This is a genomic window from Kineosporia sp. A_224 (assembly GCF_002198655.1).
Lineage (GTDB): Bacteria > Actinomycetota > Actinomycetes > Actinomycetales > Kineosporiaceae > R-H-3.
This window is the reverse complement of the sequence record NZ_MWLN01000194.1, coordinates 101,740-125,739: the sequence shown is the minus strand read 5'-3', so window position 1 is coordinate 125,739 and position 24,000 is coordinate 101,740. Positions and strand designations below refer to the sequence as shown.

The 24,000-nt window shown below is 72.1% G+C and carries 29 protein-coding genes and 1 pseudogene; 18 read left to right on the top strand and 12 right to left on the bottom strand.

The genetic code is table 11. The features are described 5' to 3' along the window. Positions 1–166 precede the first annotated feature (166 nt). From EDJALFJO_RS34505 to EDJALFJO_RS22540, 4 genes are all read right to left on the bottom strand, one after another. A complete protein-coding gene (locus EDJALFJO_RS34505; protein WP_158220531.1) occupies positions 167–325 on the bottom strand; it encodes a hypothetical protein in 159 nt (52 codons plus the stop codon). A gap of 615 nt (positions 326–940) precedes the next feature. After that, entirely contained in the window at positions 941–1,261 is a 321-nt protein-coding gene (locus EDJALFJO_RS22550; protein WP_198950551.1) for a glutaredoxin domain-containing protein, read from the bottom strand. 471 nt (positions 1,262–1,732) lie between these two features. Further along, the gene (locus EDJALFJO_RS22545) at positions 1,733–2,374 is read right to left on the bottom strand and encodes a class I SAM-dependent methyltransferase (RefSeq protein WP_198950550.1); all 642 of its coding nucleotides are present in this window, start codon (positions 2,372–2,374) and stop codon (positions 1,733–1,735) included. Continuing rightward, on the bottom strand, positions 2,371–3,129 hold the full coding sequence (locus EDJALFJO_RS22540; RefSeq protein WP_088288554.1) for a helix-turn-helix domain-containing protein: 759 nt from the start codon (positions 3,127–3,129) through the stop codon (positions 2,371–2,373). Before EDJALFJO_RS22540 ends, EDJALFJO_RS22545 begins: the two co-directional genes overlap by 4 nt. Positions 3,130–3,221: 92 nt before the next feature. Between EDJALFJO_RS22540 and EDJALFJO_RS22535 the strand changes: the two genes are divergently transcribed. From EDJALFJO_RS22535 to EDJALFJO_RS22495, 9 genes are all read left to right on the top strand, one after another. After that, positions 3,222–3,602 (top strand): helix-turn-helix transcriptional regulator, encoded by a 381-nt coding sequence (locus EDJALFJO_RS22535; protein WP_198950549.1) that lies wholly within the window; start codon positions 3,222–3,224, stop codon positions 3,600–3,602. Next, entirely contained in the window at positions 3,599–4,087 is a 489-nt protein-coding gene (locus tag EDJALFJO_RS22530) for an SRPBCC family protein (protein ID WP_088288553.1), read from the top strand. The genes EDJALFJO_RS22535 and EDJALFJO_RS22530 overlap by 4 nt, the downstream gene beginning before the upstream one ends. Beyond that, positions 4,087–4,536 (top strand): SRPBCC family protein, encoded by a 450-nt coding sequence (locus EDJALFJO_RS22525; RefSeq protein WP_088288552.1) that lies wholly within the window; start codon positions 4,087–4,089, stop codon positions 4,534–4,536. The genes EDJALFJO_RS22530 and EDJALFJO_RS22525 overlap by 1 nt, the downstream gene beginning before the upstream one ends. Before the next feature lie 73 nt (positions 4,537–4,609). Beyond that, positions 4,610–4,966: a hypothetical protein gene (locus EDJALFJO_RS22520; RefSeq protein ID WP_143448710.1), complete on the top strand. Its 357-nt coding sequence runs from the start codon at positions 4,610–4,612 to the stop codon at positions 4,964–4,966. Between the two features lie 122 nt (positions 4,967–5,088). After that, positions 5,089–5,424, top strand: a complete 336-nt coding sequence (locus EDJALFJO_RS22515; protein ID WP_088288550.1) for a hypothetical protein — start codon at positions 5,089–5,091, stop codon at positions 5,422–5,424. A gap of 28 nt (positions 5,425–5,452) precedes the next feature. Next, the gene (locus EDJALFJO_RS22510; RefSeq protein ID WP_233149983.1) at positions 5,453–6,085 is read left to right on the top strand and encodes a hypothetical protein; all 633 of its coding nucleotides are present in this window, start codon (positions 5,453–5,455) and stop codon (positions 6,083–6,085) included. Positions 6,086–6,212: 127 nt separating this feature from the next. Next, positions 6,213–6,650, top strand: coding sequence for a hypothetical protein (locus tag EDJALFJO_RS22505; protein ID WP_088288548.1), 438 nt, complete (start codon positions 6,213–6,215; stop codon positions 6,648–6,650). A gap of 61 nt (positions 6,651–6,711) precedes the next feature. Further along, entirely contained in the window at positions 6,712–7,290 is a 579-nt protein-coding gene (locus tag EDJALFJO_RS22500; RefSeq protein WP_088288547.1) for a hypothetical protein, read from the top strand. A 35-nt stretch (positions 7,291–7,325) separates the two neighbouring features. Further along, positions 7,326–8,165, top strand: coding sequence for an ATP-grasp domain-containing protein (locus EDJALFJO_RS22495; protein WP_088288571.1), 840 nt, complete (start codon positions 7,326–7,328; stop codon positions 8,163–8,165). A gap of 353 nt (positions 8,166–8,518) precedes the next feature. On the opposite strand, the gene EDJALFJO_RS22490 is transcribed toward EDJALFJO_RS22495, so the two are convergent. Next, positions 8,519–8,893, bottom strand: coding sequence for a VOC family protein (locus EDJALFJO_RS22490; protein WP_088288546.1), 375 nt, complete (start codon positions 8,891–8,893; stop codon positions 8,519–8,521). Between the two features lie 514 nt (positions 8,894–9,407). Here EDJALFJO_RS22490 and EDJALFJO_RS22485 point away from each other — a divergent pair. Beyond that, positions 9,408–10,085 (top strand): DUF3592 domain-containing protein, encoded by a 678-nt coding sequence (locus EDJALFJO_RS22485; RefSeq protein WP_143448708.1) that lies wholly within the window; start codon positions 9,408–9,410, stop codon positions 10,083–10,085. Between the two features lie 28 nt (positions 10,086–10,113). Here the strand turns inward: EDJALFJO_RS22485 and EDJALFJO_RS22480 are convergent, their stop codons facing one another. Beyond that, entirely contained in the window at positions 10,114–10,845 is a 732-nt protein-coding gene (locus tag EDJALFJO_RS22480) for a MerR family transcriptional regulator (protein ID WP_088288544.1), read from the bottom strand. A gap of 61 nt (positions 10,846–10,906) precedes the next feature. On the opposite strand from EDJALFJO_RS22480, the gene EDJALFJO_RS22475 reads away from it, so the two are divergent. Further along, a complete protein-coding gene (locus EDJALFJO_RS22475) occupies positions 10,907–11,194 on the top strand; it encodes a hypothetical protein (RefSeq protein ID WP_088288543.1) in 288 nt (95 codons plus the stop codon). Positions 11,195–11,201: 7 nt separating this feature from the next. Here EDJALFJO_RS22475 and EDJALFJO_RS22470 read toward each other — a convergent pair whose 3' ends face one another. The 4 genes from EDJALFJO_RS22470 to EDJALFJO_RS22455 form a co-directional block, all read right to left on the bottom strand. Continuing rightward, positions 11,202–11,723 (bottom strand): TetR/AcrR family transcriptional regulator, encoded by a 522-nt coding sequence (locus EDJALFJO_RS22470; RefSeq protein ID WP_158220530.1) that lies wholly within the window; start codon positions 11,721–11,723, stop codon positions 11,202–11,204. A gap of 10 nt (positions 11,724–11,733) precedes the next feature. Next, complete coding sequence (locus EDJALFJO_RS22465) at positions 11,734–12,417, bottom strand: peroxiredoxin-like family protein (RefSeq protein WP_233149982.1); 684 nt, start codon at positions 12,415–12,417, stop codon at positions 11,734–11,736. Positions 12,418–12,689: 272 nt separating this feature from the next. Next, positions 12,690–13,253, bottom strand: a complete 564-nt coding sequence (locus EDJALFJO_RS22460; RefSeq protein ID WP_088288540.1) for a dihydrofolate reductase family protein — start codon at positions 13,251–13,253, stop codon at positions 12,690–12,692. Positions 13,254–13,346: 93 nt separating this feature from the next. Beyond that, on the bottom strand, positions 13,347–13,826 hold the full coding sequence (locus tag EDJALFJO_RS22455; protein ID WP_088288539.1) for a nitroreductase/quinone reductase family protein: 480 nt from the start codon (positions 13,824–13,826) through the stop codon (positions 13,347–13,349). A gap of 81 nt (positions 13,827–13,907) precedes the next feature. On the opposite strand from EDJALFJO_RS22455, the gene EDJALFJO_RS22450 reads away from it, so the two are divergent. Beyond that, positions 13,908–16,148, top strand: coding sequence for a helix-turn-helix domain-containing protein (locus EDJALFJO_RS22450; RefSeq protein ID WP_088288538.1), 2,241 nt, complete (start codon positions 13,908–13,910; stop codon positions 16,146–16,148). Between the two features lie 12 nt (positions 16,149–16,160). Here EDJALFJO_RS22450 and EDJALFJO_RS36540 read toward each other — a convergent pair. Further along, positions 16,161–16,631: pseudogene (locus EDJALFJO_RS36540) on the bottom strand (MMPL family transporter); the annotation flags it as partial. Between the two features lie 308 nt (positions 16,632–16,939). On the opposite strand from EDJALFJO_RS36540, the gene EDJALFJO_RS22440 reads away from it, so the two are divergent. Together EDJALFJO_RS22440 and EDJALFJO_RS22435 are read left to right on the top strand one after the other, a co-directional pair. Further along, positions 16,940–17,593, top strand: coding sequence for a hypothetical protein (locus EDJALFJO_RS22440; RefSeq protein WP_088288536.1), 654 nt, complete (start codon positions 16,940–16,942; stop codon positions 17,591–17,593). Between the two features lie 75 nt (positions 17,594–17,668). After that, complete coding sequence (locus tag EDJALFJO_RS22435) at positions 17,669–18,250, top strand: dihydrofolate reductase family protein (RefSeq protein WP_088288535.1); 582 nt, start codon at positions 17,669–17,671, stop codon at positions 18,248–18,250. 55 nt (positions 18,251–18,305) lie between these two features. Here the strand turns inward: EDJALFJO_RS22435 and EDJALFJO_RS22430 are convergent, their stop codons facing one another. Beyond that, positions 18,306–19,664, bottom strand: a complete 1,359-nt coding sequence (locus EDJALFJO_RS22430; protein WP_088288534.1) for a cytochrome P450 — start codon at positions 19,662–19,664, stop codon at positions 18,306–18,308. 544 nt (positions 19,665–20,208) lie between these two features. Between EDJALFJO_RS22430 and EDJALFJO_RS22425 the strand changes: the two genes are divergently transcribed. The 4 genes from EDJALFJO_RS22425 (at position 20,209) to EDJALFJO_RS22410 (ending at position 23,999) form a co-directional block, all read left to right on the top strand. Then, entirely contained in the window at positions 20,209–22,542 is a 2,334-nt protein-coding gene (locus EDJALFJO_RS22425) for a nitrate- and nitrite sensing domain-containing protein (RefSeq protein ID WP_143448707.1), read from the top strand. An 85-nt stretch (positions 22,543–22,627) separates the two neighbouring features. Further along, positions 22,628–23,035, top strand: a complete 408-nt coding sequence (locus tag EDJALFJO_RS22420; protein ID WP_233149980.1) for a roadblock/LC7 domain-containing protein — start codon at positions 22,628–22,630, stop codon at positions 23,033–23,035. A gap of 9 nt (positions 23,036–23,044) precedes the next feature. Continuing rightward, positions 23,045–23,416, top strand: coding sequence for a DUF742 domain-containing protein (locus tag EDJALFJO_RS22415; RefSeq protein ID WP_088288531.1), 372 nt, complete (start codon positions 23,045–23,047; stop codon positions 23,414–23,416). Continuing rightward, positions 23,397–23,999: an ATP/GTP-binding protein gene (locus EDJALFJO_RS22410; protein ID WP_088288530.1), complete on the top strand. Its 603-nt coding sequence runs from the start codon at positions 23,397–23,399 to the stop codon at positions 23,997–23,999. The genes EDJALFJO_RS22415 and EDJALFJO_RS22410 overlap by 20 nt, the downstream gene beginning before the upstream one ends. Position 24,000 lies beyond the last annotated feature (1 nt).

The window sequence follows — 24,000 nt, the reverse complement described above, 5'->3', positions numbered from 1 at the left end:
GCCCCGCCGCCTACGAAGCCACCGCCACGGCAATCACAGCCGTAGCCTGACCACCACAACCGACCCGTCCGTCAAACCGGGTCAGCTCCAGAGCGAGTGGCACGAGTCAGGCATGGCGCCGCGGGCCAGGGCTCGAATCGCTGAAGATTCACGAGGGAAGTGGACGTCAGGATTCGAGCCTGGCGTCAAAGGCGCTGATTGCCTTGGTGGCGCATCGTGCGAGATCGGTGTCGTCGAATCTGGCCGCGTAGTCGTCGGGACCGGACACCACGGCGGTGAAGATGCGCGGGTTGGCGCCTTCGATGCGACCGCCATCGACCTTCACGACGAAGACGGCGCCCTGTCAGCGAAAGCGCGCAGCAGCGGCTCCAGTTCCATAAGCGCCCAGCTGGGCGCCTTCGAGGTCGACGTGCTGACGCCAGGCCGGCGATGAATCGCTCACGGCGAGAGATTCTCACGCGACAGTCGCTGACCCAGGCACGGCCTACGTCCGTGCCCGCAGCGCACACGATCCCGCGGCTGGGTGGAGCGCATGCTGGATCGCCGGATGTCACGCTGCCCCGATGCAGGTCGACGGGATCAGCCTGGAAGCTGTCGAGGGGGCCGCGGACGACGAGATGAGTCGCCGGTGGCTCTCGGCGGCCAATGCGCCAATGCGTCGGTCGGTGGAACCGTCGCCGGGTCCGTTCAGTCGCCGGGACCGGGATGGAAACACTACCGAGTCCGAGTCCGAGTCGAGGACGGCGACGGCCGAGTCATCCGCATCCTGCTCAATGCCGCGATCGGACGTGGCATGAGACGTGTGCGCAGGTCAGCCGCCCAGCGCGCTCTGGATGCTCGTGAGTGACACCTCGACGCACATGGCGCACACGGGAGGGGCGTCGGGGAGCCGCGCTCGAGCAGCCCGGGCGCACGCCGGGTCGGGCGTGCCGGCTCCCGGTCAGGCGGGGCCGGAGCCGCCCAGCCGGACCGCGACCAGGCGAGGATCTGGGTTGGTGTGGGGGACGCCGTCGATCACGACTGTCGGCACCACTTCGTTGCCGCCTTCGTTGGTGGTGCGGACGAAGGCGGCGGCTTCAGGGTCGCTCCAGATGTCGACCCAGGTGGCACGGGCGGCGTGCTTGCGAACGGCCCAGCGCAGCCGCAGACAGAAGGGGCATCCGTCGCGCCAGTAGATGGTTACTCCGTCGTCCAGACCGCGGGCGGCATCAGCCTGGGGGGTGTGGGGTGGGCGCGTGAGCAGCAGGTCGGCCAGTGGCATTCCACGATGGTGCCATCCGTGCGGTGGCACGCTTCTGCTGCGATCCCGCCGTTCATTGCGACGTCGGTCTCCGGGCCGGTCGTCGTGGTGGTCGCCGCCAGGATGTACGAGACCCTGAACCGCAGCCCCGCCTCTCAGCCGTCGTGACCCCATCGGACACGATCTCGCTGACCCGCCGTGCTTCGTCCTCATCGACCGTGCGCTGCGCGACGAAGGAACCAGCCTGCGCTACCAGCCGGCCAGCACCTGGGCCCACGTCCCCGGCCACCTCGCCGGTGCGCTCGACGACCTTGTGACCCCCACCGGCGCAAGCGAACCCGAGCCTGCGGCGGGAACGCCCGTCCGGTGCGCCGGACGGCGCGGCGCACTTCCGCGGCACGTTGCTTCGGGGTGGCTCGTGGACCACCGACGCTCCCTACCGTGAGACCGACGTGGCGATCGAGGCAGCCGTCGAGGCCGGCTGAGCCGGGATCAGACTGCCGCTACCGGTGCAGGGAGAACACCGGTGACCCACTCCCGGGTCATCGGCAGCCCGGGGACGTCGATCCGTTGCAGCCCGGCGACGTCGAAACCGGCCGCGGCGAACGCCGCCGTGGTGTCCCGGGTCGGGTTGCAGCCGGCGCCGAACCATCGCCACGGCAGCCGCATCCGGTGCTGCCAGGCGGCCAGTCCCGGGTCGGTGGCGAGGACGTGCTCGAGGACGAGGACCTGCCCGTCGGGGCGCAGCACGCGGCGGATCTCGCGGACAGCGGCCGCCGGGTCCTGCACGGTGCACAGCGTCAGGGTCGCCAGGACCGTGTCGACGCTGGCGTCGGGCAGCGGCAGCGTCTCGGCGCCGACCTGGTGCACGACGGCGCCAGGGGGCAGGTTCGGGGTGAGTCGCCGGACCATGTGCGGGTCGGGCTCCACGGCGTGGACGGCGCTCACGTCCGGGCCGAGGTGCGGCAGGTTCAGCCCGACCCCGGCCCCGAGGTCGACGACGACCCCGCGGGCGGCGGCGAGCAGTGCCCGGCGGGTGCTGCCGATCGGGCCGGCCTCCATCCCGCGCGCCATCCGCGGGTAGAACGCCGCGAACACCGGGTGGCTGACCCGCGGCCCGGCCGGCGGGGTCACGACGGACGCCGAGCGTCGGACGCGTGCGCCGGGGCAGTGCCCCGGGCCAGGAGAAGGGTGAGCATGTCGACCACCTCGTCGTCGTCGAAGTCGTTGTGTCCCGCCGGGAGCCCGGCGGGTGCACCGGCCGGGTCCCAGTGCCGGTGCACGGCCCACAGCACGCACAGCTCGACCATCGTGCGGGCCACCAGCTCGACCACCCCCGGCACCACGAGGTGCCCGCTACCGCCGCGCCGTCGCAGGTACTCGGCCATCGCGCCCATCTGCAGCGAACGGCCGTCCTCGAACCAGACCTGCCGCAGCTCGGAGAACTCCGGCGCGCACCGGTCGACCAGCTTGATCGCGAACCGGTTCGCCGACAGTCGCCGGTACAGGTCGGCCACCACCACCGCGAGCTCCTGCGGCCCCGTCACACCCTCCGGTGGCGCATCTCGCAGCAACGCCTGGGTCAGCTCGAGCTCCGGGATCTGCGCCGCCAGCCGATCACGGACCACGGCCGCCAGGTCACCGGGCAGGGCCGGGGCGACCGGGAGCATCGACCGGTCCGGCAACGGCTCGACACCGTCGGCGTACCGCAGGGCCGCCGAGAACAACGCGAGCTTGCCCGTCGCGTACCCGTACAGCGCGCCCTTGCTCAGCCCCAGCACGTCTGCGACGTCCTGCACCTGCGCGCGCTGGAACCCGTGCGCCACGAACACCTGCGCGGACGCCGCGACCACGGCGGCGAACCGGTCCGGTGGCATCTGACGGGGCATGCGCAGACCCTCGCGTAACTGACCCGGTCGGTCAATAATGCAGTCGATCGTGCCTCTTGACCACCAGGACAGTTAGTGGAAACTTACCGTTCGTGGATGCTTACCAAGGCGACGACGTGTGGGACGCCCTGGGGGACCGCACCCGTCGCGCGATCGTCGAGTGCCTGGCCGACGGTCCGCGTGCCGTCGGTGAGCTCGCCGCCGTCCTGCCGGTCAGCAGACCTGCTGTCTCGCAGCACCTCAAGGTCCTCAAGGAGGCCGGGCTCGTCAGCGAGCGTGCGGACGGCACCCGGCGGATCTACCGGCTCGAGCCCGCGGCCGTGGCCGCGCTGAGGGACCAGCTCGACACCTACTGGCGCCGCGCCCTGTCCGGGTACGCGGACGCCGTCCGAACCCTCGACGCGGCGGCCGACCCTGTCGGCGCGACAGACGAGCAGAACGCGACGGACGAGCAGACCAAGGAGAACCGATGACCCAGCCCGAGTCCACCGTGGTCAACCGACACGTCGTCGTGGACGCCCCGATCGCCACGGCGTTCGAGGTGTTCACCGCGCGCTTCGGTGACTTCAAGCCGCGCGAGCACAACATGCTGCAGTCGCCGATCGCGCAGACCGTGTTCGAGCCCCGGGTCGGCGGCCACATCTACGACCGGGCCGAGGACGGCAGCGAGTGCCGGTGGGCGCGGATCCTCGCGTTCGAGCCGCCGGACCGGGTGGTGTTCAGCTGGGACATCGGCCCGACCTGGCAGGTCGAGACAGACCACGCACTCACCAGCGAGGTCGAGGTCCGGTTCGTCGCCGAGACCTCGGCCCGCACCCGGGTCGAGCTCGAGCACCGCAACATCGACCGGCACAGCGCCGGCTGGCAGTCCGTCCGCGACGGCGTCGACGACCAGGAGGGCTGGCCGCTCTACCTGGCCCGCTACGCGGCACTCCTCGCGCCGGCGGAGAAGGCCTGATGGCCGGCGTCACCGCCGTCACCGCCACCGCGGAGATCGAGCGCAGCGCACAGGAGGTGTTCGCCTACGCCACCGATCCGACCCGGTTCCACGAGTGGCAGGCCGGGGTCGTCGACGGTCACCTCGACGACCCTGACGCGCCACGGGTCGGATCCCTGTGCCGCACGACGCGCCGGATCGGGTTCGCCGACAGGGCATCCACCTCGGCGCTCACGCACATCGACCCACCGCGGTCGTGGGGAGTGCGAGGCCTCGACGGGCCGATCCGCGCGATCGTCGACCTCACGGTCACCCCGCTCGGCGCGACCTGCTCCCGGCTGAGCATCACGGTCGACTTCGAGGGCCACGGGATCGGCAAGGTCCTCGTCCCGCTCGCCGTCCGGCCCGCAGCCCGGAAGGAGATGCCCGCCAACCTCGCGGCCCTGAGACAGCACCTCGAGCAGTCGTAGCCCCGCGCGGCCGCTGGCGCCGGCCTGGACCGGTGCGCCCCGCGCGGGCCCCTGGTGAGGTGCCGCATGAACCGTGACGACGTCATCGACGAACTCGCCTGCGCCGCCGCCGGCTTCCGGGCATTGGTCCTGTCGGCCGACGACGCCGATCTTCGCGCGGTGCCTGAACGCGATGACGAGGCCGTTCCACGTCGTGAACTACCTCGGCTCCCTCGGCGGCGGACGCCTCCTCGGGCGGCGCGGCATGGTCTGGGTCTTCGACCGGATCGCGGCCCGGCTCCAGGCGTCCGTCCGCCGCGGCGACGACCGCGCCTTCGCACGCGGGATGCACTTACCGACCGGCTGGGGCCCCTACTTCACCGACTACAGACCTTCCTCGACGTCTACCATTACGGCACCCGGCACGACGACCACCACAGAAGGCAGCTGACCTGGGTACCCCCCGGTCCCTCGTGAGACGCCCTGCCGGCCCGGGCTGACGGGGAGCGGGCCGGCGCTGAGCCGGGCTCCCGCTGGTCGAGGCTGCTCTTCCGGCGATCTGGTGGCCCGGTCATGCTCACGATCGTCATCAGTACTCACCGGGAGGGCCGTGTCATGGCGGTCGGTAGCGAGCAGCGCCGACTGGAGCGCAGGCCTCCCGTCGAGGAGCAGTTCGCTGCCCAGCACGTCGAGGCGGCGCTCGACCTGCTGCACCTGGTGGACATGGCCTGGCACGACTGTTACGGCCCGGGGGAGCTCGAGGTGCCCGCAGCTGTCCTGGACGACGTCCTGCTGCTCGCCGACGGCGATGTGATCGCATTGATCCGGCTGGCATGCGCAGCCGTCTCAGACTTCCGGGATGTGCGGGTCGCAGCCGATGCCCGACGTGACGCACGACGAGATCGATAGGACAGACCGGCGTGGCGCGATGCTGCCGATGATCCTTTCGGGATCACTCACCGACGACATCGGAACCGAACGGGTGGCCTGGTCGATCGCCGATTCTGCGCGCCCTGGTTGGGGCGGCCGCTACGAGGTCACTGCCGAGATCCGCGGGGTCCGTGTCTCGGGCTCGGACTTCACCGGCCTCGAACCGGACTCCCCGACGACCGCCCTGCCGCTCAACGGGGCGGGTGAGATCGACAACTGCGAGCTCACCGTGCTGGTCCCCATCGGGCGCTGCAGCCCACCTGCTGCGGGCGACCACCTGCTCCTGACGTTCCACCTCGGATCCGGCCGGCACGAGCCCGTCGTCGACGCCCCTGTCAGCCTCGACGGACTCACGATCCTGAACAGCCAGGAAGAACGACTCGAAGACGTCCTCGGCACCCTGCTGCGGCAGCTCGGCGACCGCGAGTGGCAGTGCTGCCTGACGTGCGGGCTGTCGGACTACGACCCCGGCGGCAACGGGAACATGGGAATGCGCTGCCACCGCGACGCGCGGTCCCAGTACCTGGCGGCGCGTGGCAAGTGGGAGTACTGGGGAGTCCCGGTGACCGAAGAGGTGCCGGAGTTCTACAGATGCGACCTGTGGGAGCCCAGACGTCCCGGCACCGGCTACCGAGGCTGAGCGCAGTCGGCCAACGCGGAGCGCCGCCCGCACGACGGTGGTTGGCGGCCGTGATGACCGCGGTACTCGTCACCGAGGGGTCTGGCAGGCTACGTGTGGATCACAGCTCGTGCTGCCATCCTGGAGTGTGGACTACGACGGACCGGCTGAGATTCGCTGGCAGGCCAGCGGGTCCCTGTCGATCGTCGGCCCGGTCCAGGTGGCGGTCACCGCACTGGACCCGGGCTGGAGAGTCCGCCTGCTCGCGCCCACCTTCGATGAATGGTGGCTGCTACTCGCCTTCGACTCTCCGTTCCGACTGGTCTTCCCCGACAGCAGCAGTTTCGACGTCGGCATCGGGCGCCCCGATCCCGACGGCTACTTCGACGCCTGGGACTGGAGTGTCGACGACCAGCACACGGATCCGTGCCCTCACTGCGGCGCAGTCGCTCGGCATGTCTCGGTGAACGACAACGGCGACGAGTCGATCACCGTCCTGGATCGTTGCCTCGGCTGCACGCGAGAGCGCCGCCAGGAATATCGATGGCCGGTGACCAGTGAAATGCCGGGCGAGCATGACTCCTGAACCGACAGGACCGGCGGAACTGCTCTGGGCCCTGCTCCTTCGCGCCGGCTGGTCGACCTCCGTGGGCGACCTCAGTGGCGAGACTCCGTGCGGTCACCTGCCTGACATCGCCGCGGTGGCACCCGCCGAGGAAGCGCTGGACCGCTTCGCCGAGATTCTGCGACGCGAGTACCTCCTGGACGAACCGATCCAGTGGGAGGAGACCGACCAGGGATGGGGAGCGAACTTCCGCGGGACAGGGCTGAGGCCCGCGCATCAGCAGCTGATCGCCGGGACACGCGACAAGGACGTCCTCTTCCGACGCGCACTCGGCGCGAAACGCAAGCACGTCACGGACACGGGCCCGTTGGCCGGCCAGCCCCTCATCGGCACGATGCGCCGCCGCGCCCTACGCCTGCAACGCCTGGGGCGGACCTTCGGTCCGGTCGACGACTACCTGTCCGATCTTGCCCATGCCGCCGCGTTCGACGAGCTCGTCCACGCCATCTGCACCGTCACCCACACGTCCAACAGCACTGTTCACTCCGCCCTGCTCGTGCCCGACCGCTCGCGGGCCGTGGCAGTTCTGGACCATTGGCTCCCCGGGGGTCGTCTCAGCCCCGAACCCGGAGAGGCGGATTCCGATGACCCGACTGGGTGACCGAGCGCACCACTCATTCGTGCAGACTGGCGGTCATGCTGCTCGTCGTCCCGTCGGACCCGCTGCGGGCCCGCCTGCCTGACCCGCACTTCGCCGACGAGGCGGCGGCGGCCCGCGAGCTGGGGGTCACCCTCGCACTGTTGGACCACGACGCACTGGTCGGCGGCCGCGCCAGCGAGGCCACATCCAGAGTCCCCGAGAGCGATGACGTCGTCTACCGGGGCTGGATGGTCAGCGCCGAGCAGTACGCGGACATGGAACAGGCGCTCGCGACGCGAGGCGCGCGGCTGCGCTCGACCTCGCAGCAGTTCCGCACCGCCCACGAGCTGCCTGGCTGGTACGGCGCGCTCGAGGCGCACACCCCGCAGGCGGTCTGGTCTTCCGGCAGCTCGACGGACGCGATCGAAGACCTGTGCGCCGAGCTGGCACCCGCCGGCGCCGTCCTACGTGACTATGTGAAGTCGATGAAGCACTACTGGGACGAGGCCTGCTACATCCCGGACGTCAGCGACCTCGACACCGCACGGCGGATCGCCGAACGCTTCATCGAGCTGCGCGACGACTCGTTCACCGGCGGCCTGGTGCTACGCCGCTTCGAGCACTTCGAAGGCGCCGAACTGCGTACCTGGTGGATCGACGGCCGACTCGCCTTGAGCAGCGCCCACCCGGACACGCCGGACAGCGCTCCGGACGGACCTGCAGATGTGCCTGGGCTCTCGGAGCAGGTAGCGGCGCTAGGGCTGCCCTTCGTGACCGTGGACCTCGCCCGACGCGACGACGCCACCTGGCGAGTCATCGAGCTCGGCGACGGACAAGTCAGCGACCGGCCCCGAGCCATGCCCGCCCAGGACCTCATCGCTGCCCTCGCGCGGTAGCCATGTCGAAGAGCCGCGATCGCGAAGGTGGCGGAGTGAGGTGGGCCCTTTGGCGGCACTACCCGTGGGACACGGCGTGTGAGGAATGGCCGCTGCATTGCAGCGGGGGAGACGTATGCCGGTTGCGATCTGAACCGTCCTGGTTCAGTGACGGGTGAGTTCTCCCGGCCGCGGTTCTCGCTGGGGCTTGACTGACGGGTCGTGCTGCTGGCGGCGAAGCTGCCAGCGGGTGCCTCAGGGGCGTCAGACGGCGACGCACCGATCGGCCACGGTCCGAGCCCTCGGTGAACGCCTGTTGTCGGACGCGCCGAACGGCCGGACAGCAGCACGAGGAAGCGCACCGGGGCGGCTGGTCAGTGAAACTGGGTGAGAGACAGGACGTTCCCGTCTGGATCTGTGAACCAGGCGACGCGATCGCCGTTCGGAGTTGTCCACACACCTTGGGCGTCCTGCTCCATGCCCTCGTGACGAGCGAAGGCGACACCGCGGGATTCCAGTCCGGCGACCGTCTCGCTGATGTCCGTCACGCGCCAGCCGAGCACGGTGTACCCGGGGTGGGCGACCTCGGCCACGGCGGTGATGCGCAGCATCGTCCCGTGGGCGTCGAAGACGCAGGCGTACGCGTTCTCGTACGCGACCGGCAGCCCGAGAGTGCCTTCGTAGAAGGCGCGAGCCCTCGCCAGGTCGGCGCTGGATGCGAACGCAATCACGTCGCTCGTTGTCAGCATGTCGGCCCCTGGTTGTCGGCTGTTCGAGGGCAGTCCAGTATGTCGCGCAGACGCGTGACGCATACCCCTCGGCATCGGCGTACGGCCAGCTGCCGGGAATGCCTCGACGTGGCCGGCAGACCGCCGCGCAACTCGCCGATTCCCCGCGGGCCTGCGTGGCGCTCGCTCGGCGGACGAGTACGCGGCGATCGCCCGCCGGATGCGCGTGTCCCCGATGCCCGAGTCGACCGCGGCCGGCACCTGGCGGAAGCGTGTGTCGGTCGTTGGATCCGACGGCCCGCTGCGCTCGGTGACGCTGCCCGCTCCGCTGGGCTTCGAGCCGGAGGGACCGGTGCTGGTCTGCGGCCCTGTCCGTGTCGACGGGGCAGGTCGTCACCACCGCACGCTGCAGTGTGGCCTCCCCCGGCATGGTGCTGGGCCGGGAGACGGTCCGGACGGCGCTCGCCCCGCGCCGTCGGCCGATGACGTCCTCGACGCCGTTCCTCCGCGGCGCGACCGGCACTACTGTTGGATCATGCGCAGGAGCGCTTCCGGCACGAGGGCGTCCGCGCGCCTGGCTGCACTGCCGCTGTGGCTGCGCCGGCTGGTGGGCAACTCCGTGGCGCTGTTGGTCCTCCTGCTCGTGATGGTGCCCTTCTACGTCGTGATCGCTCTGGTCGCCGACTTCCTGGTGAACCATTCGGAGGCGGACGGACCCCTGCCGTGGCTGCATGCGGCCGCGGTGCCTGCCGAGGTCATCGTCGTCGTGCTCGTCATGGGCCTGGCGGTCGCGTTTCTCGGGTATCTCTTCGCGGTCGGGGTGGCCGAGGTCCGGAACGCGGCACGACGCATCGTCGGCGGGCGGTGGACCGACGGCCTCGTGACGTCGCTCGACCACGAGGAGACCGACAGCGACGGGGACGTCCGCCGACAGTGGCGGGTGCAGTTCGCGGATGAGGCGGCGAGGGTGTTCGCGGTCGGGTTCGTCAGCTACGGCTTCTCCGGCAAGAAGGTCGTCGAGGGGACGACGCTGCGGGTGCGCTACCAGGTTGCCGATCCCGGCAACGCCGTCGCCGTGCACGCCGGCGCCGGCCCCCGGCTGAGCCACTGGCTGACCGGGTGGGTGATCTTCGGGCTGTGGGTGGCGTTCATCGCCTCCATACCCGTCGGCCTGCTTGTGGCCGGGGTTCTCTGGGTGACCCGTCAGCGTTGACGAGGCATCGAGCCAGGTCGGGTTGAGCTCATCGCGCGAGGTCGGCGCGGATCAACGTGTCGAGCCGCTTCCAGGCCGGGGACGTCGCGTTGACCGTCGCCTGGGACAGGGCAGAGGGCTCGGACGCCGGGTCCTGGCCGGGGAGTGCGCCGTCGCCGTACCGGGCACGGGTGGCTGCGACGATGCGCGCCGCGAGGGCGGCGATCCGGGGGTCGTCGGGGTCGAGGTCGTGCACGCGGTCGTACTCGAGGAACACGGCGAGGTGGTCGGGGTCCTCGAGCATCGCCCGTTGGTCGTCGAACAGCGCGCGGGCCGTCCCGGGCTGGGTCGCGAAGGCGAGGACCCAGAGGTCCGTCACAAGCTCTGTCCATCGGCTGGTGAAGCCCAGCTGTGGCAGCAGGTCGAGGTGCGCGGTCACGTCGGGAGGCAGGATCGTGCTCTCGCCGGCGGCGAGGCGACGCAGGGCGGCGCGTGTCGTCCGTAGTCTGCGGATGCGCTCGCCCAGGTCCTGGTCGATCCGGGCCAGGGCGTCGCTGAGGTCTTCGGGGGAGGCGTGCAGCAGGTCGCGGACGGCGGCCAGCGGGACTCCCGCCTGCGTCAGGGTCCTGATCTCGAGGAGCGTCGCGACGTCGCGCCCGGTGTACCGGCGGTACCCGGCGGCGTCACGCGCGGGCTCGGGGAGCAGCCCCTTGGCGTGGTAGACCCTGACCGTCTTCGTGGTCACGCCCGCGTAGGCGGCGAGCCGGCCGATCGTGAGCATCGAAGCCCTCGTCCCGTGTCTGCTTGACCTTGCCCTAGGGGCAAGCCTGCACGATGGTGCGATGGCAGACCAGACAGCTGACCGGGACGTGCTGCGCGCGCTGGCGGACGACGGCAACGAGCGCGCGTGGGAACGGCTGGCGGACCTCGCCGACGCACGGGGCGATCTTGACGAGCTCGAGGCTCTGCTCGACGAAGGATGCCTGCGGGCGGGTGTCCATCTGACCCGGCGTGCCGTCGCGAGCGGAGACCTCCTCGGGCTGCAGCGCATCGCGGACGCCGGGTACGACGGTGCCGCCGGAGAGCTGGACCGGCTGCTGACGCGCCCGACGGAGACGACCGGTCACTGACACGCAGTCAGCCGAGCTGTCGCACTGCTCGTCCGCGTAGGACCTCCAGACGAGCGGCGTCCGGACGGTCGCCGCTGAGTGCGCGGAGCAGCTCGACGCCGACCAGGTCACCCAGGTAGCGCTCCGACGCGGAGACCACGTCGGGGTCGTCGAGCGGCAGCCCCAGAGCCTCGCTGACGGCGGGACCGATCATCGTCCGGACCCCGGCAAGGACGGTGCCGCGGAAGGCCTCGCCGAGGCCGGCGTCCGTGGCGCTCTCGTGGAGCACGAAACGCAGCAGGCCCAGGCAGCGCTCGGAGAAGATGATCTGCTGGAAGGCGGCCCCGAAGCGGACGAGATCCGCGGAGGACTCCTCCAGCGGCCCCACGACCAGCTCCATCTCCAGGGCGAGTGTCGCTTCGATCAGGCCGCGACGGCCGCCGAAGAACCGCATCAGCGTGGTCTTCGAGGCGTTGGCGCTCCGGGCCACCTCGTCGACCGTCAGGGCCGAGAACCCGCGGACCAGTGCGAGTTCGAGCGCGGAGGTCACGATCTCCCGCTTACGCGCCTCCCCGCGCGCCGATCCCTGCACGGTCGATGACCTCCAGGAAGGTGGCTGGTTCGGGCCGGACCCGGTGGTCGTCGGCGTGCTGGAACCAGACCACCCGGCCGACTGCGTCGGTGACGATCGCGGTCGGGACCACCGTGTCGCCGTCCGTACCCGCCGTGAAACTCAGCGGCACGCCGCCCTGCTGGACGATATCAAGCGCTCGCGCGGCCGATCCCTGATGGTCGACGTAGAAGTCCATCGGTACGTCGAACCGCTCGGCCAGTGCGCGGGTGTCGTCGGCCGGCTGCGGACTGATGAGGGCGACGTGCACGCCACGGCGGTCCAGCTCCCGGTACTGGGCTGCCAGCTCTCGCACCTGGGCGACGCAGAACGGGCACCACGAACCCCGGTAGAACAGGATGACGTGCGGCGACGCACGGAGCGCCTCGGACGTCGTCGGGGAACCGTCGGCCGTCTGGAGCGCGAACGCGGGCAGCAGCTCTCCGACCGCAAGTCCTCCCGACGGGCGGTGCTGATCGGTGTACCAGGTCTGATAACCGACGAGGGCAGCCGACCCGGCGACGGCGGACGTCACCGCTCCCGGTCCACCGGTGGCCAGTGTCGCCACCACCGCCAGGGAGGCCGCCACCCGCCACGCCCAGTCGGCGGGTGCCACCCTGCGCGCGACGTACACCTTGCTGCCTCCGATCGTCGCCGCGGCGACGAGCCACGCGGCCGATGCGGCCAACCAGCCCGCGCCCTCGCCGGCAGCGAGGCGCCAGAAGCCGGCGACGAGGGTGACAGCGGTGGTCGCGCCCACCAGCTCGACGTACACGCGACGAAGGATCCGGACCATGGGAGTGGTCCCTTCTGTGAGGTGTACTGGACCGTACACTAATGTGTACGGTCCAGTACACCCTTGGATTCGCATCCCCTGCGCGCCGGTCCGACCCGGGCGCGCGGCCCTCAGTGCGTCGTCTCGTACCTGCTCAGGAGCACCCCGCCGGGAAACGTCCGGGTCTCCACCAGCTTCAGGTTCACCCCCGTGTCCAGTGCCGTGAAGAACGGTCTGCCACGACCGACGAGCACCGGGTGGGTGACGATCGCGTACTCGTCGATCAGTCCGGCCTGCATGGCCGCCGCCGCGAGGGTGGCGCCGCCGACGTCCATGGGAGCGCCGTCCTCGGCCTTGAGCCGAGTGATCTCGGTGACGGCGTCGCCGGTGACCAGGCGGGCGTTCCAGTCGACCGCGGTGGTCGTCGATGAGAACACGACCTTCGGCATGTCCCGCCAGCGTCCGGCGAACTCGATGTGCGCCGGTGTGGCACCCGGCTGCTCGTCGGCGGTCGGCCAGTGGGAGCTCATCGTCTCCCAGAGCCTGCGCCCGTACAGCGCCAGGCCCGTCGTCGCCACCCGGTCGGACCACCACTGGAACAGCTCGTCGCTCTGCACGCCCCAGCCGAGGTCGTCGCCGGGCGCGGCGACGTAGCCGTCCAGGCTCACGTTCATGCCGTAGGTCAGTCTCCGCACGTCGTCAACCTCCTGCGATTCGGTCGTCGGCGTACAGACCATCACGGGGCGCAGACTCATCGGCCGGGCCACGCCGACGGCCCGGCTCGGCCGTCACGCCGGCGGCGCCGCGCCGTCCGTCGGCGTCAGCCGCAGCACCGGGATGAGCCGGTCCGTCTTGGCCTCGTAGCCCGCGAAACCCTTGGCGCGAGAGACGATCGTGCCCCACATGGCTGCCCGCTCGTCCCCTTCGAGCTGCTCGACCCGCACGTGGTGCGTGCGACCGCCCAGCTCCACGGACACCTGATCCGGGTGGGCGACGACGTTGTGGTACCAGGCCGGATGCGTCGCGGCACCGCCCGCCGAGGCGACGACGACCCAGCCGCCCGCGCCGTCGTCGAACCGGGCGAGCGGGTTCGTCCGCGGCTGCCCGGAGTTCGCCCCGACGGTGTGCAGGTACAGCAGGTCCATCCCGGCGAAGCGGTCCCTGCTGAGCCGGTGGATCCTCGTCATGAGCGGCATGACGATCCTGCCGATCAGGCGCGGGGGCGTACGGCTGCCGCGGGTGCCCGCGGGCGGCTTGTCGATGCTCATACCGTGACTCTCCTCGCCGGTACCCGCCGGGACAACCTGGACCCTGCCCCCGACGGGCTCGCTCCGCTACCTTTCCGGGCCATGGGCGACGGCTTCGGCGAGGTGCTGCGCGCGCTGCGCGAGTCCCGCTCCCTCACCCAGGAGGAGGTCGCCGACCGGGCCGGGCTCACCGTCAAGGCGGTCGGCGCGCTGGAGCGCGGCGAGCGCCGCCGGCCTTACCCGCACACGGTCCGGTCGCTCGCCGCGGCGCTGGCGCTGGACGACACCGAGACCGAGCGGCTCGTCGGTGCCGTCCCGGCACGCCGGACGACGGCGCCCGCGGACGGCGCGACGCCGGTCCCCGAGCAGAGCGACGACCTCGTCGGCCGTGAACGCGAACTGTCCGACGTCCTCGGCCTTCTCGAGCGTCGCCGGCTCGTCACGCTCACCGGGCCCGGCGGCGTCGGCAAGACGACCCTCGCCCGCGCCGTCGCGAGCGCCCTGGTGCGACAGGGTGAGCGCGTCACCGCCGTCGACCTCGCCGATGTCCGCGATCCCGACCTCGTCCTCCCGCGCATCGCCGCCGCCCTCGGGCTCCCCGAGACACCGACCGGTACGACTGTCGAGTCCCTCGCCACGGCGCTCGGCGGCCGTCGGCTGGTGCTGCTCCTCGACAACCTCGAGCAGGTCCTCGACGGTGCCCCGGCCCTCGCGCGGCTCGTCGAGACCTCGCCGGACGTGAAGCTCCTCGCCACGAGTCGCGCCCCGCTGCGGGTGCGAGCCGAGCACGAGGTCCGGCTCGGCCCGCTCGACCTCCCGGGAACCGACGCCGTCGGCGACGTGGCGGTGTCCCCGGCTGCGCGGCTCCTCGTCGACCGGATGGCCGCCGCCGGCACCCAGGTCGGGCTCGACGACCGGACGGCGCCGCTCGTCGCCGAGGTGTGCCGCCGGCTCGACGGGCTGCCGCTCGCGGTCGAGCTCGCCGCAGCTCGTTCCCGGGTGCTCGGCCTCGACGGCCTGCTGGGTGGGAACGCGTTGTCCGGCAACGGCTTGCGTGACCTTCCCGACCGGCAGCGCACGATCGCCGCCGTCGTCACCTGGAGCCACGACCTGCTCGACGTCGAGGCGCAGGACCTCTTCGCCGCCCTCTCGGTCTTCCACAGCCCGTTCACCCTCGCGAGCGTGGAGGCACTTGTCGACGACGACGTCCTCGAGTCGCTCTCGGTGCTCGTCGAGCAGTCCCTCGTCGTGCGCCTCCCCAGCGCCGTGCCGCGGTTCCGGCTGCTCCACCCGATCCGGGAGCAGGCCGCCGCCCGGCTCACCGGCCCGGACGGCGACGCCCTCCGCGACCGGCACGCGCGCCTCTTCGAGCAGGTCGCCGCCGACGCCGGCCCCGCCCTGTTCGACCACCGGCTCCTCGACACCCTGGCGCGGCTCGACTCCGAGGACGCCGACCTGCGCGCCGCCGTCGCCCACCTGGTCGCGACCGGACGGCACGGGGCCGTCGCGCGCACCCTCGGCCATGTCTGGCTGCGGCTCGCTTTGCGCAACCACGGCGTCGAGGGCCTGGAGACGCTGGCCCGCCTCGACCTCGACGCGCTGGACCCCGCGGACGCGGCGGCCGGCCACCGCGCGGCCGCCGGGCTGCGGCTGCTCACCGGCGACCTGCCCCGCATGCACGAGCACGCGACGGCGGCGCTCGCGCTGGCCCCTGACGGCCCGGCGGGCATCGAGGCCCGGCTGCTCCTCGCCAACGCCGAGGTCTTCCTCGGACGTCCGGATGCTGCGCAGTCGCACCTCGACGCCACGGCCGGTGTCCCCGGCTACCTCGGTGCCTACCGGGCGATGATCCTCGCCCAGGTGTCGATCTCGACCGGTGACGTCGCTGCGGCGGTCCCGCTCGGGCAGGACGCCGTCGAGCGCGCCCGCGCCGTCGGCAACGACTTCCTCCTCATGGCCACGCTCAACGTGCTCGCCGGTGCTCTGTCGCTCGCGGGCGACGCCGCGTCGTCCGCCCGGCTCCTCGCCGAGTCCGTCACGCGCGCGGCCCGCACCGCGATGGCCTGGCCGATGACCTACTCGCTCCCCGCCCTCGCCGGGCTGGCCGTCCGGCTCGGCCGGTACGAGCTCGCCGCCCGGCTCTTCGGGGCGTCCGCCTCGCTCGCGGCCCGGTCGGCGGCCGACCGCAGCTTCCCGGTCTCCCGCGAGCAGGCCGACCGCGACCTCGCCGAGCTGCGGGCCCGGCTCGGCGGCGACGCGTTCCGGGTGGCCTGGGACGTGGGGCGCGCAGCCGGTCCCGAGGACCTCGAGGGCTGGGCCGACGAGATCCTCGGGACCGTGTGACCGCATGACGGGTCAGGGCGCGGCGACCACCGGCTCCCGCTCGACGGTGACCGGGACGTCGTTCGGTACCTCCGCCTCGACCTGCGGCAGCACCCGGTCGAGCCATGCCGGCGGCCACCAGGCGTGCCGGCCGAGCAGGGTCATCGTCGCGGGGACGAGCACGAGCCGGACGACGGTCGCGTCGAGGAGCACGGCTGCGGCGGGACCCACGCCCATCTGCTTGACGACGACGTCGGGCTCGAGCGCGAAGCCGTGCGCGACCATGACCATGATCGCCGCGCCTGCGCTGATGACCCGGGTCGTGGACGCGAGGCCGCGGACGACGCTGCCCCGGTCGTCACCGGTCAACTGCCGGTCCTCACGGATCCTCGACAGCAGGAACACCTCGTAGTCCATCGAGAGCCCGAAGAGGATGGCGAACAGCAGCACCGGCACCCAACTCGACACCGTGCCCTCGTCGACGTGGACGACGACCTCCGCGCCGGCGGCCGCGGTGAGCCGGTCGTGGGCCCGGAGAAGCTCAAGGCCGTCGACGGACTTCAGGCCGGGGACCTCGTACTCGTCGTGGTCGGCGGCTCCGCGGACGGCGCCCGCACCGTTGAGTGCGACGGTGAGCAGGACGAACGCGAGGACGGCGTACCAGGGGCGGCCGGCGGCCCACCGGCCGGAGCCGTCGGAGGAGGCGGCGGGGGTGTTCCGGTGGTGTGGGGGTCGTGAGGCTGTCGGACGACGAGGCCCGGACGGAGGCTGGGGGCGTCCACTTCTCACCCCTCCGGAGGTCTGCCGTGAGCATGAACCCGACCCGCACCCGCGCCGTCCGGGTGCCCGACCCCCGTCCCGTCGTCCACCCGTTGCGCGGTGTCGGCTCGGCCACCTGGTCGATCGCCGAGCTGCCGCACGGGCGCCGCCGGGTGACCATCGACCACGCCCCGCTGCCCGGCGTCACGCCGGCGGACCTCCTGTGGTGGTTCACCCACATCGGCGGCACCGTTCGGTACGGCGGCGCCGTCGTGCCGCGCTACCTCGCCTGGCACCCCGTCGACCACATCCTCTGGGAGCTGGCCCGGCCGGCGTCCGACGGCAGCGCGGGCGAGGGGGCGCGGTTCCGCATCGTCGAGAGGTTCGCGAGGAACCCGGCCATCGACGTCACCGAGCGGGTCGAGAAGCTCGACGCGACGGGGATCCGGCTGGTGCAGCGGCGCTTCGGGGTGAAGATCTTCCAGCTCGAGCACACCTGGTCGGCCGCTGCCGAGGGCGCGCACTACGTGAGCGTCATGGACATCGGCGCGCGCCACTCCTGGCTCGCGCCGCTCAACCGGTGGCTCACGACCCGGGCCATGCCGGTCGCGCTGTGCGAGGCGTGGGTGCAGCACAACGTCGAGGAGGTCGGCCAGCTGCCCTTCCTGCTGGCGGCGCTCACCGATCAGCTCGCGGTGGCCCGATGACCGTGCGGCCCTCGGCCGGTCACAGGTCGTGGATCGCTACGGTCGGGACACCCCAGGGCAGAGGAGCGCGCATCCGTGGGCAGAGTGGTCATGTACGCGTCGGTGTCGGTGGACGGCTTCGTCGCTGACGAGAACGACCAGCCCGGGCCGCTGTTCGACTGGTTGACCAGCGGTGACGTCCCGTTGGACGACAGCGGCGTGCTGAAGGTGTCGCAGACGTCCTACGACCACACGCGGCCGTACTGGGACCAGATCGGGGTGACGATCGCCGGTCGCCACGTCTTCGACATGACGGACGGCTGGGACGGGAAGCCCCCGGGCGGGGTCGAGCACGTGGTCGTCGTGACGCACCGGCCGATGCCCGAGGGCTGGGACCCCGGGGCGCCGTTCCACTTCGTCGACGGCGTCGAGGCCGCCGTGGCGAAGGCGCAGGAGCTCGCGGGTGACCGCGTCGTCGAGGTCGCGGCCGGCGACGTCGGTGGCCAGGTGCTGGCCGCGGGCCTGGTCGACGAGGTGCGGATGGACGTCGTCCCCGTCGTGCTCGGGTCCGGCAAGCGCTTCTTCGGGTCGGTCGACGCGCAGCACCTGCTGGAGGATCCCGACGTGGTGCTCCGGGGCAACCGGGTGCTTCACCTGCGCTACCGGGTGCGCCGCTGACCGCTCCCCCTGGCGTTCCGACTTCCCCGAGGAGAAGGGCACGGACCGGGCGCGTTCACGGCGTCCGGTGGCCGACCACCTGCACGTGGAAGCTCGACGCGGGACCGGGGGTCGGGACCGCCTTGCGGCGCAGCGTGTAGTCCGGCCGGTCGAGGGCGAGCTCGAGCCGGTGGAAGAGCCGCGCGGCGGTGACGGTCATCTGCACGTCGGCGATGCCCTTGCCGAGGCAGGTGTGCGGGCCCTTCCCGAACGGTGCGTAGGCGCCCGGACGCGCGTGCTCGCGGCGCTCGTCGGTGTAGCGGTCGATGTCGAAGCGGCCCGGGTCGGGGAAGAACTCCTCGAGGAAGTGCGGGACCGTGATCGCGCAGTAGACGTCCTCGCCCTCGAGCACCGTGTGGCCCGCGTACTCGAAGTCCCGGTTCGCCACCCGTGGCTGGGCGACCGCGATCGGGTACAGCCGCATCGCCTCCTGGACCGCGCCGTGGGTCGCGGGCAGGCGCTCCACGAGGTCGTCCCCGACCGGTCCGGCGCCGAACGCCTCGTCGGACTCGGCCTGGATCCGACGGTGCACCTCGGGGTGCTTGAGCACGAGGTAGACCAGCCCGCCGAGCGTGTTCGCGACGGTGTCGAGCCCGGCCACGTACGGGCCGGTCAGGGCGACGACGAGATCGTTGCGGGACAACAGGTCTGGATCGTCGGCATGCGCGTCCATCAGGTCGTCCACGAGCGTGCGCTCGTGCGGCGCGTGCCGCGGCCGGGCCGCGTGCTCGGCGATCATCAGGTCGCTCAGCTCGACGACGCGGGCTTTCGCACGCTGGTACCGCGGCAGCCTGAGCATCACCGCGGGGCGCTGCTTGACGACGTGGACGTTGAGGATGGTGAGGATCGTCGTGCGGATGTCCTCGACGTAGTCGAGGGGGACGCTGCCCGTGAGCAGCGTGCCGAGCTGGGTGACGACGAGGCGCTGCAACGCCTCGACGACCGGGACCCGGCCGCCGGCCGGCCAGCCCTGGTCCAGGCACTGGTCGGTGATCCCCACGAGATCGCCCATCCGCCCGGCGAGCGCCTCCCGCGAGTAGCCGCGGCGCATGAGGTCCCGCAGCCGCCGGTGCTCCGCGCCGTCCGCTCCGAGGACGCTCGTCCGTGCCCCGTACTCGTCGACGAGGCCCTGCCAGACCTCCTTCGAGCGCAGCGCCGTCCGGCCCTCCCTGCTCCCCATGAAGCGGGCCAGGTCGGGGCCGGCGAGCACGGTGACGCTGCGGTTCAGCACCCGGATCCGGAAGACCGGCCCGTACTCCCGGTAGCAGCGGACGAGGAAGGCCGCCGGGTCGTTCGCCAGCCCCGGCAGGTTGCCGAGCAACGGGAGCCCGCGGACCGCAGGGGGGCGTGCCGCCTCGACCGTGCCGCCGCTCACTGCGCCCTCCCTCCGGCACGCCCCGCGGCGTGCCCGGTGATCACGCACTGTCGGTCAGCGACGGGGGAGGCGTCAAGGACCTTCTCGGGGCGTACCGGGCGCAGCCAGCGCAATGCGACCTTCGGTTCCTTTCGGAAGCCAAGGTGACACTGAGTATTGGTGAAATCGACATCCCCGCAGGTGGGGTGTCAGTGTTCTTCCACAGAGAGTAATCAGTGCTGATCATGGCCCGGTCCGGCCGCACAGGCCGCGCCATGGCCAGGACGAGTTCGCCCGCACCCGTTGACGGCTCCTGGGGGCGCCCCTACGTTGTGGCCCCATTGACCAGGTCGTCCGTGTACGTCGCATCCGCGGGCCCGTCGGGACGCGGCTGCCGGGGCCACCCGTACCGACGTCGTGACGACCCCCTGACTCCGACAGTTTGGGAGCGGCTGTGCCGGAACCGCCGACCGGGCGATCCGAACCAGGAGGACCGGCCGCGCCGGTCGCGCGGACGCGTGGCGGCCTCCGCCGGCGGGTCCTGGTCATCGCGCTCGTCCCGAGCATGGCGCTGGCCCTGATCGGCGCCGGCACCGCGGCCTACCTCGTGGCGCAGGGCGAGCGTGCCCAGCGGTTCGGCTCGCAGAGCCTGCAGATCACGCGGGGCTCCACGGACCTCATCGCGGGCCTGCAGGACGAGCGCCAGTCCACGGTCGCCTTCCTCGCCGTACCGTCCACGTCGTCCACCGCGCTGACCCGCGACCGTGCCCGGGTGGACAAGGCGCTGGTCGCCATCACCTCGGTGGCGAACGACCTGCTCTCCAGCGCGACGCCGCAGGAGCGGGCCGCGATGAACCAGTTCACCGAGGTCGTGGGCGCCCTCGCGACGGTGCGCAAGGGCGTGGACGTGCGCAAGGCGTCCATCGACCAGGCCTTCGGGTTCTACGGCCAACTGCTGGACGCCACCGCCACGAGCCTGCGCGACATCGCCCGCGGGGCCCCGTCCGGCGCGGTCGGGGCCGCTTACCTGCTCTCCTTCGATGCCTTCCAGGCCGGTGAGAACGTGGCCCGCGCCGACGCGCTGGGTATCGTCGTGGCCACCGCGCCGCAGCTGCCCGACGCGCTCGCCGCCGAGTACCTGCGGCAGGTCCAGCTCGGGCAGGGCCGCCTCGCCGACGTCGCCGCCAGGGTGCCCGCCGACGAGAGAGCCGGGTACGCATCCGTGCAGACCTCGGCCACGGGCCGGACCCGCGCCGCGGTGGAGGCGGTGCTCGTCCGGCGGGCGGCCGCGGTCCTCGGCGGTGCGTCGGCGTCGGGACGCCCGCAGCTGCCGGTGCCGCTCGACGAGTGGCAGGCCGCCAGCCGGCAGACCACGGCCCGCTACGTCGCGCTCTACCTCACCGAGGCGAACACCGCCGCCAGGCTCGGCCGGAGCGAGGGCCGCAGGACGCTCGTGACGTCCCTGATCGGCGGCCTGGCCGTGCTCGTCGTCGCGCTGCTGGCGCTCGGGGTGGCCGTCCAGCTGACCAACCGGCTCTTCCGCCGGATCAGCAGGCTGCGGGCCGACACCCTGACCCTGGCGGACGTCGGCCTGCCGACGGTGGTGCGTGAGCTGCGCGCGGGCCGTCCGGTCGACCTCGACGCGCAGCTCCCGCCCCTGGACTACGGCAAGGACGAGCTCGGCCAGCTCGCGGACGCGTTCTCCAGGGCCCAGCGGGTCGCTGTCGAGGCGACCCAGGCGGAGGCGCGGACCCGGGAGGGCACGAGGGCGGTGTTCCTGAGCATCGCGCACCGCAGCCAGGTGCTGGCGCACCGCCAGCTCGCCGTCCTGGACCACGCCGAGCGCCAGCTCGACGACCCCGACCAGCTGCAGATGCTCTTCGAGCTGGACCACCTCGCGACGCGGGCCCGCCGGCAGGCCGAGAACCTCATCGTCCTCGGCGGTCAGCAGCCCGGCCGGCAGTGGCGGCGGCCGGTGCCGCTGCTCGAGATCGTCCGCGGTGCCGTGGCCGAGAGCGAGCAGTTCGCCAAGGTGGGCGTCGCGCCGCTGCCCGAGCTCCTCATCCACGGCGCGGCCGTCACCGACCTCGTGCACCTGCTGGCGGAGATCGTGGACAACGCCACCCGGTTCTCACCGCCCCAGGCGAAGGTCGAGGTCCGGGGCGGGCTCGTCGGGCGGGGTGTCGTCGTCGAGGTGGAGGACCGCGGGCTGGGCATCGAGCCGGAGATGCTCGCCGAGCTCAACCGGACCCTCGAGGTGCCGCCGGACTTCGACGTCCTCAGCCTGAGCGACGACTCCCGGCTCGGCCTCTTCGTCGTGGCCAGGCTCGCCAGGCGCCACGCGATCCGGGTCACGCTCGTCGAGTCGCCGTACGGCGGCGTGCGAGCGGTCGTCCTGCTGCCGATGCAGCTCGTGGCCGACGAGAGCGAGGACGACGGCGCAGGGACGCACGCGCCGGGTGCCCCCGGCGCCGGCGCCCCCGGCCCCGCTGCCTTCGAGCGTGCGCCGCACGTCGTCCTCGCCCCGCAGGAACCGGCCTACCAGGAGGAACCGGCACCGGTCGGTGCGCTCTTCGCGCCGGAACCGCGCGGTGCCGTCGCGCTGGCAGCGCCACCGCCGGTCGACGACCGGCTCGTCGTCGAGGGGGTGCGCCCGGAGGCAGCGGGTGACGTCCCTTCGGCCGGCGACCCCAGGCTCGCCAGGCCGCCGCTGCCCCAGCGGGAGCGGAACGCCCATCTGGCCGAGGGCCTCCAGGCGGCGCCGCACGGCGGCGTCGACGAGTCCGGCTTCGACACGGAGCCCTCGGTCAGCCCGGACGAGGCGCGCAGCAGGTGGGCGGCCCTCCAGCGCGGCACGGCCATGGGGCGCGACGCCTACATCGAGACGGACCAGGGTTGAGGGGCGGCATGGCAGGCGGATGCTCGTACGCGCCCGGAGGTGCTGCCGGACGCCGGTCCCGCGCCCGTCGCTCCAGGAGGTCGGGGTGACGGGCGGTGTCTCTGCCGGGCAGGGGCTCGACTGGCTGCTCGACGATCTCGTCGAACGGCTGCCCGGGGCGGACCGCGCCATCGTGCTGTCCGCCGACGGGCTCCTCATCGGGCGCTCGCAACGGCTCTCCAAGGACGACGCGGACCACCTGAGCGCCGTCGCCTCCGGCTTCCACAGCCTCGCGAAGGGCACCGGCCGGCACTTCGACGGCGGCGGTGTCCGGCAGACCCTCGTGGAGATGGACCGCGCCTGGCTCATCGTCACGGCCGCCGGACCCGGGGCGGCGATCGCGCTCATCGCCGACGACCAGGCGGACATGGGCATGGTCGCCTACGAGATGAACGTGCTCGTCCGCAAGGTCGGACCGACCCTCAGCGCCGCCCGACGCCGGCCGTCGGACTAGGCGGCGCCGGTGACCGCGTACGGGGAGCACTGGTACGACGAGGACGCGGGACCGCTCGTCCGGCCGTACGCCCTGACCCACGGCCGGACCCGGGCGACCGCCCTGGGGCTGGACCTGGTGACGCTCGTCGTCCGCGTGCCGACCTACGGCGACGTCTCGATGCTCCCGCCGGAGGCCCTGCTCATCCTCGACCTGTGCATCCGGCCGCTGTCCGTCGTCGAGCTGTCGGCCCGGCTCCGGCTGCCCGTCGTCGTCGTCAAGGTCCTGCTCGGGGACCTCATCGAGTCCGGGCTGGTCCTCATGAGCGAGCCCGCCGACACGTCGTTCGACTACGACTCCGACATCCTCCAGGCGGTGCTCGATGGACTCCGTAGCCTCTGACCGGTCCGGCGTCGGGCATGCCCTCGACGTGCGGTCGGTGAAGATCCTCGTCGCCGGCGGGTTCGGCGTCGGCAAGACGACCATGATCGGCTCGATCAGCGAGATCACGCCGATGCGCACCGAGGAGGCGCTGACGGCGATCGGTCACGACGTCGACGACCTCAGCGGCGTCGAGACCAAGACCACGACCACGGTGGCGCTCGACTTCGGCCGGATCACGATCGACCCGACGATCATCCTCTACCTGTTCGGGACCCCCGGCCAGGAGCGCTACTGGTTCATGTGGGACGAGCTCAGCTCAGGTGCGATCGGTGCCGTCGTGCTGGCCGACACCCGACGACTGGAGTCGTGCTTCTCCGCCCTGGACTTCGTCGAGCAGCGTGCGCTGCCCTTCGTCGTCGCGGTGAACTGCTTCCACGGGACCCAGCAGTACACCGTCGCGGAGGTGCGCCAGGCCCTCGACCTCGACCCGGCCGTGCCCATCGTGCTGTGCGACGCCCGGCGCAAGGACTCGACGAAGGAGGTTCTCGTCGGGCTGGTCCAGCACGCCATCGTCCGCCGGGCGGCGCATCCCGTCCGGTGAC

Coding starts and splice junctions, on each gene's coding strand:
- EDJALFJO_RS22480 (WP_088288544.1), bottom strand. CDS start 10,845: ATGCTCACGATCGGCCGGCTCGCCGCCTACGCGGGCGTGACCACGAAG.
- EDJALFJO_RS22495 (WP_088288571.1), top strand. CDS start 7,326: ATGCTGCTCGTCGTCCCGTCGGACCCGCTGCGGGCCCGCCTGCCTGAC.
- EDJALFJO_RS22525 (WP_088288552.1), top strand. CDS start 4,087: ATGGCCGGCGTCACCGCCGTCACCGCCACCGCGGAGATCGAGCGCAGC.
- EDJALFJO_RS22485 (WP_143448708.1), top strand. CDS start 9,408: ATGCGCAGGAGCGCTTCCGGCACGAGGGCGTCCGCGCGCCTGGCTGCA.
- EDJALFJO_RS22440 (WP_088288536.1), top strand. CDS start 16,940: ATGAACCCGACCCGCACCCGCGCCGTCCGGGTGCCCGACCCCCGTCCC.
- EDJALFJO_RS22510 (WP_233149983.1), top strand. CDS start 5,453: ATGATCCTTTCGGGATCACTCACCGACGACATCGGAACCGAACGGGTG.
- EDJALFJO_RS22475 (WP_088288543.1), top strand. CDS start 10,907: ATGGCAGACCAGACAGCTGACCGGGACGTGCTGCGCGCGCTGGCGGAC.
- EDJALFJO_RS22410 (WP_088288530.1), top strand. CDS start 23,397: ATGGACTCCGTAGCCTCTGACCGGTCCGGCGTCGGGCATGCCCTCGAC.
- EDJALFJO_RS22550 (WP_198950551.1), bottom strand. CDS start 1,261: ATGCCACTGGCCGACCTGCTGCTCACGCGCCCACCCCACACCCCCCAG.
- EDJALFJO_RS22515 (WP_088288550.1), top strand. CDS start 5,089: ATGCTCACGATCGTCATCAGTACTCACCGGGAGGGCCGTGTCATGGCG.
- EDJALFJO_RS22540 (WP_088288554.1), bottom strand. CDS start 3,129: ATGCCCCGTCAGATGCCACCGGACCGGTTCGCCGCCGTGGTCGCGGCG.
- EDJALFJO_RS22455 (WP_088288539.1), bottom strand. CDS start 13,826: ATGAGCATCGACAAGCCGCCCGCGGGCACCCGCGGCAGCCGTACGCCC.
- EDJALFJO_RS22425 (WP_143448707.1), top strand. CDS start 20,209: ATGGCGCTGGCCCTGATCGGCGCCGGCACCGCGGCCTACCTCGTGGCG.
- EDJALFJO_RS22490 (WP_088288546.1), bottom strand. CDS start 8,893: ATGCTGACAACGAGCGACGTGATTGCGTTCGCATCCAGCGCCGACCTG.
- EDJALFJO_RS22530 (WP_088288553.1), top strand. CDS start 3,599: ATGACCCAGCCCGAGTCCACCGTGGTCAACCGACACGTCGTCGTGGAC.
- EDJALFJO_RS22450 (WP_088288538.1), top strand. CDS start 13,908: ATGGGCGACGGCTTCGGCGAGGTGCTGCGCGCGCTGCGCGAGTCCCGC.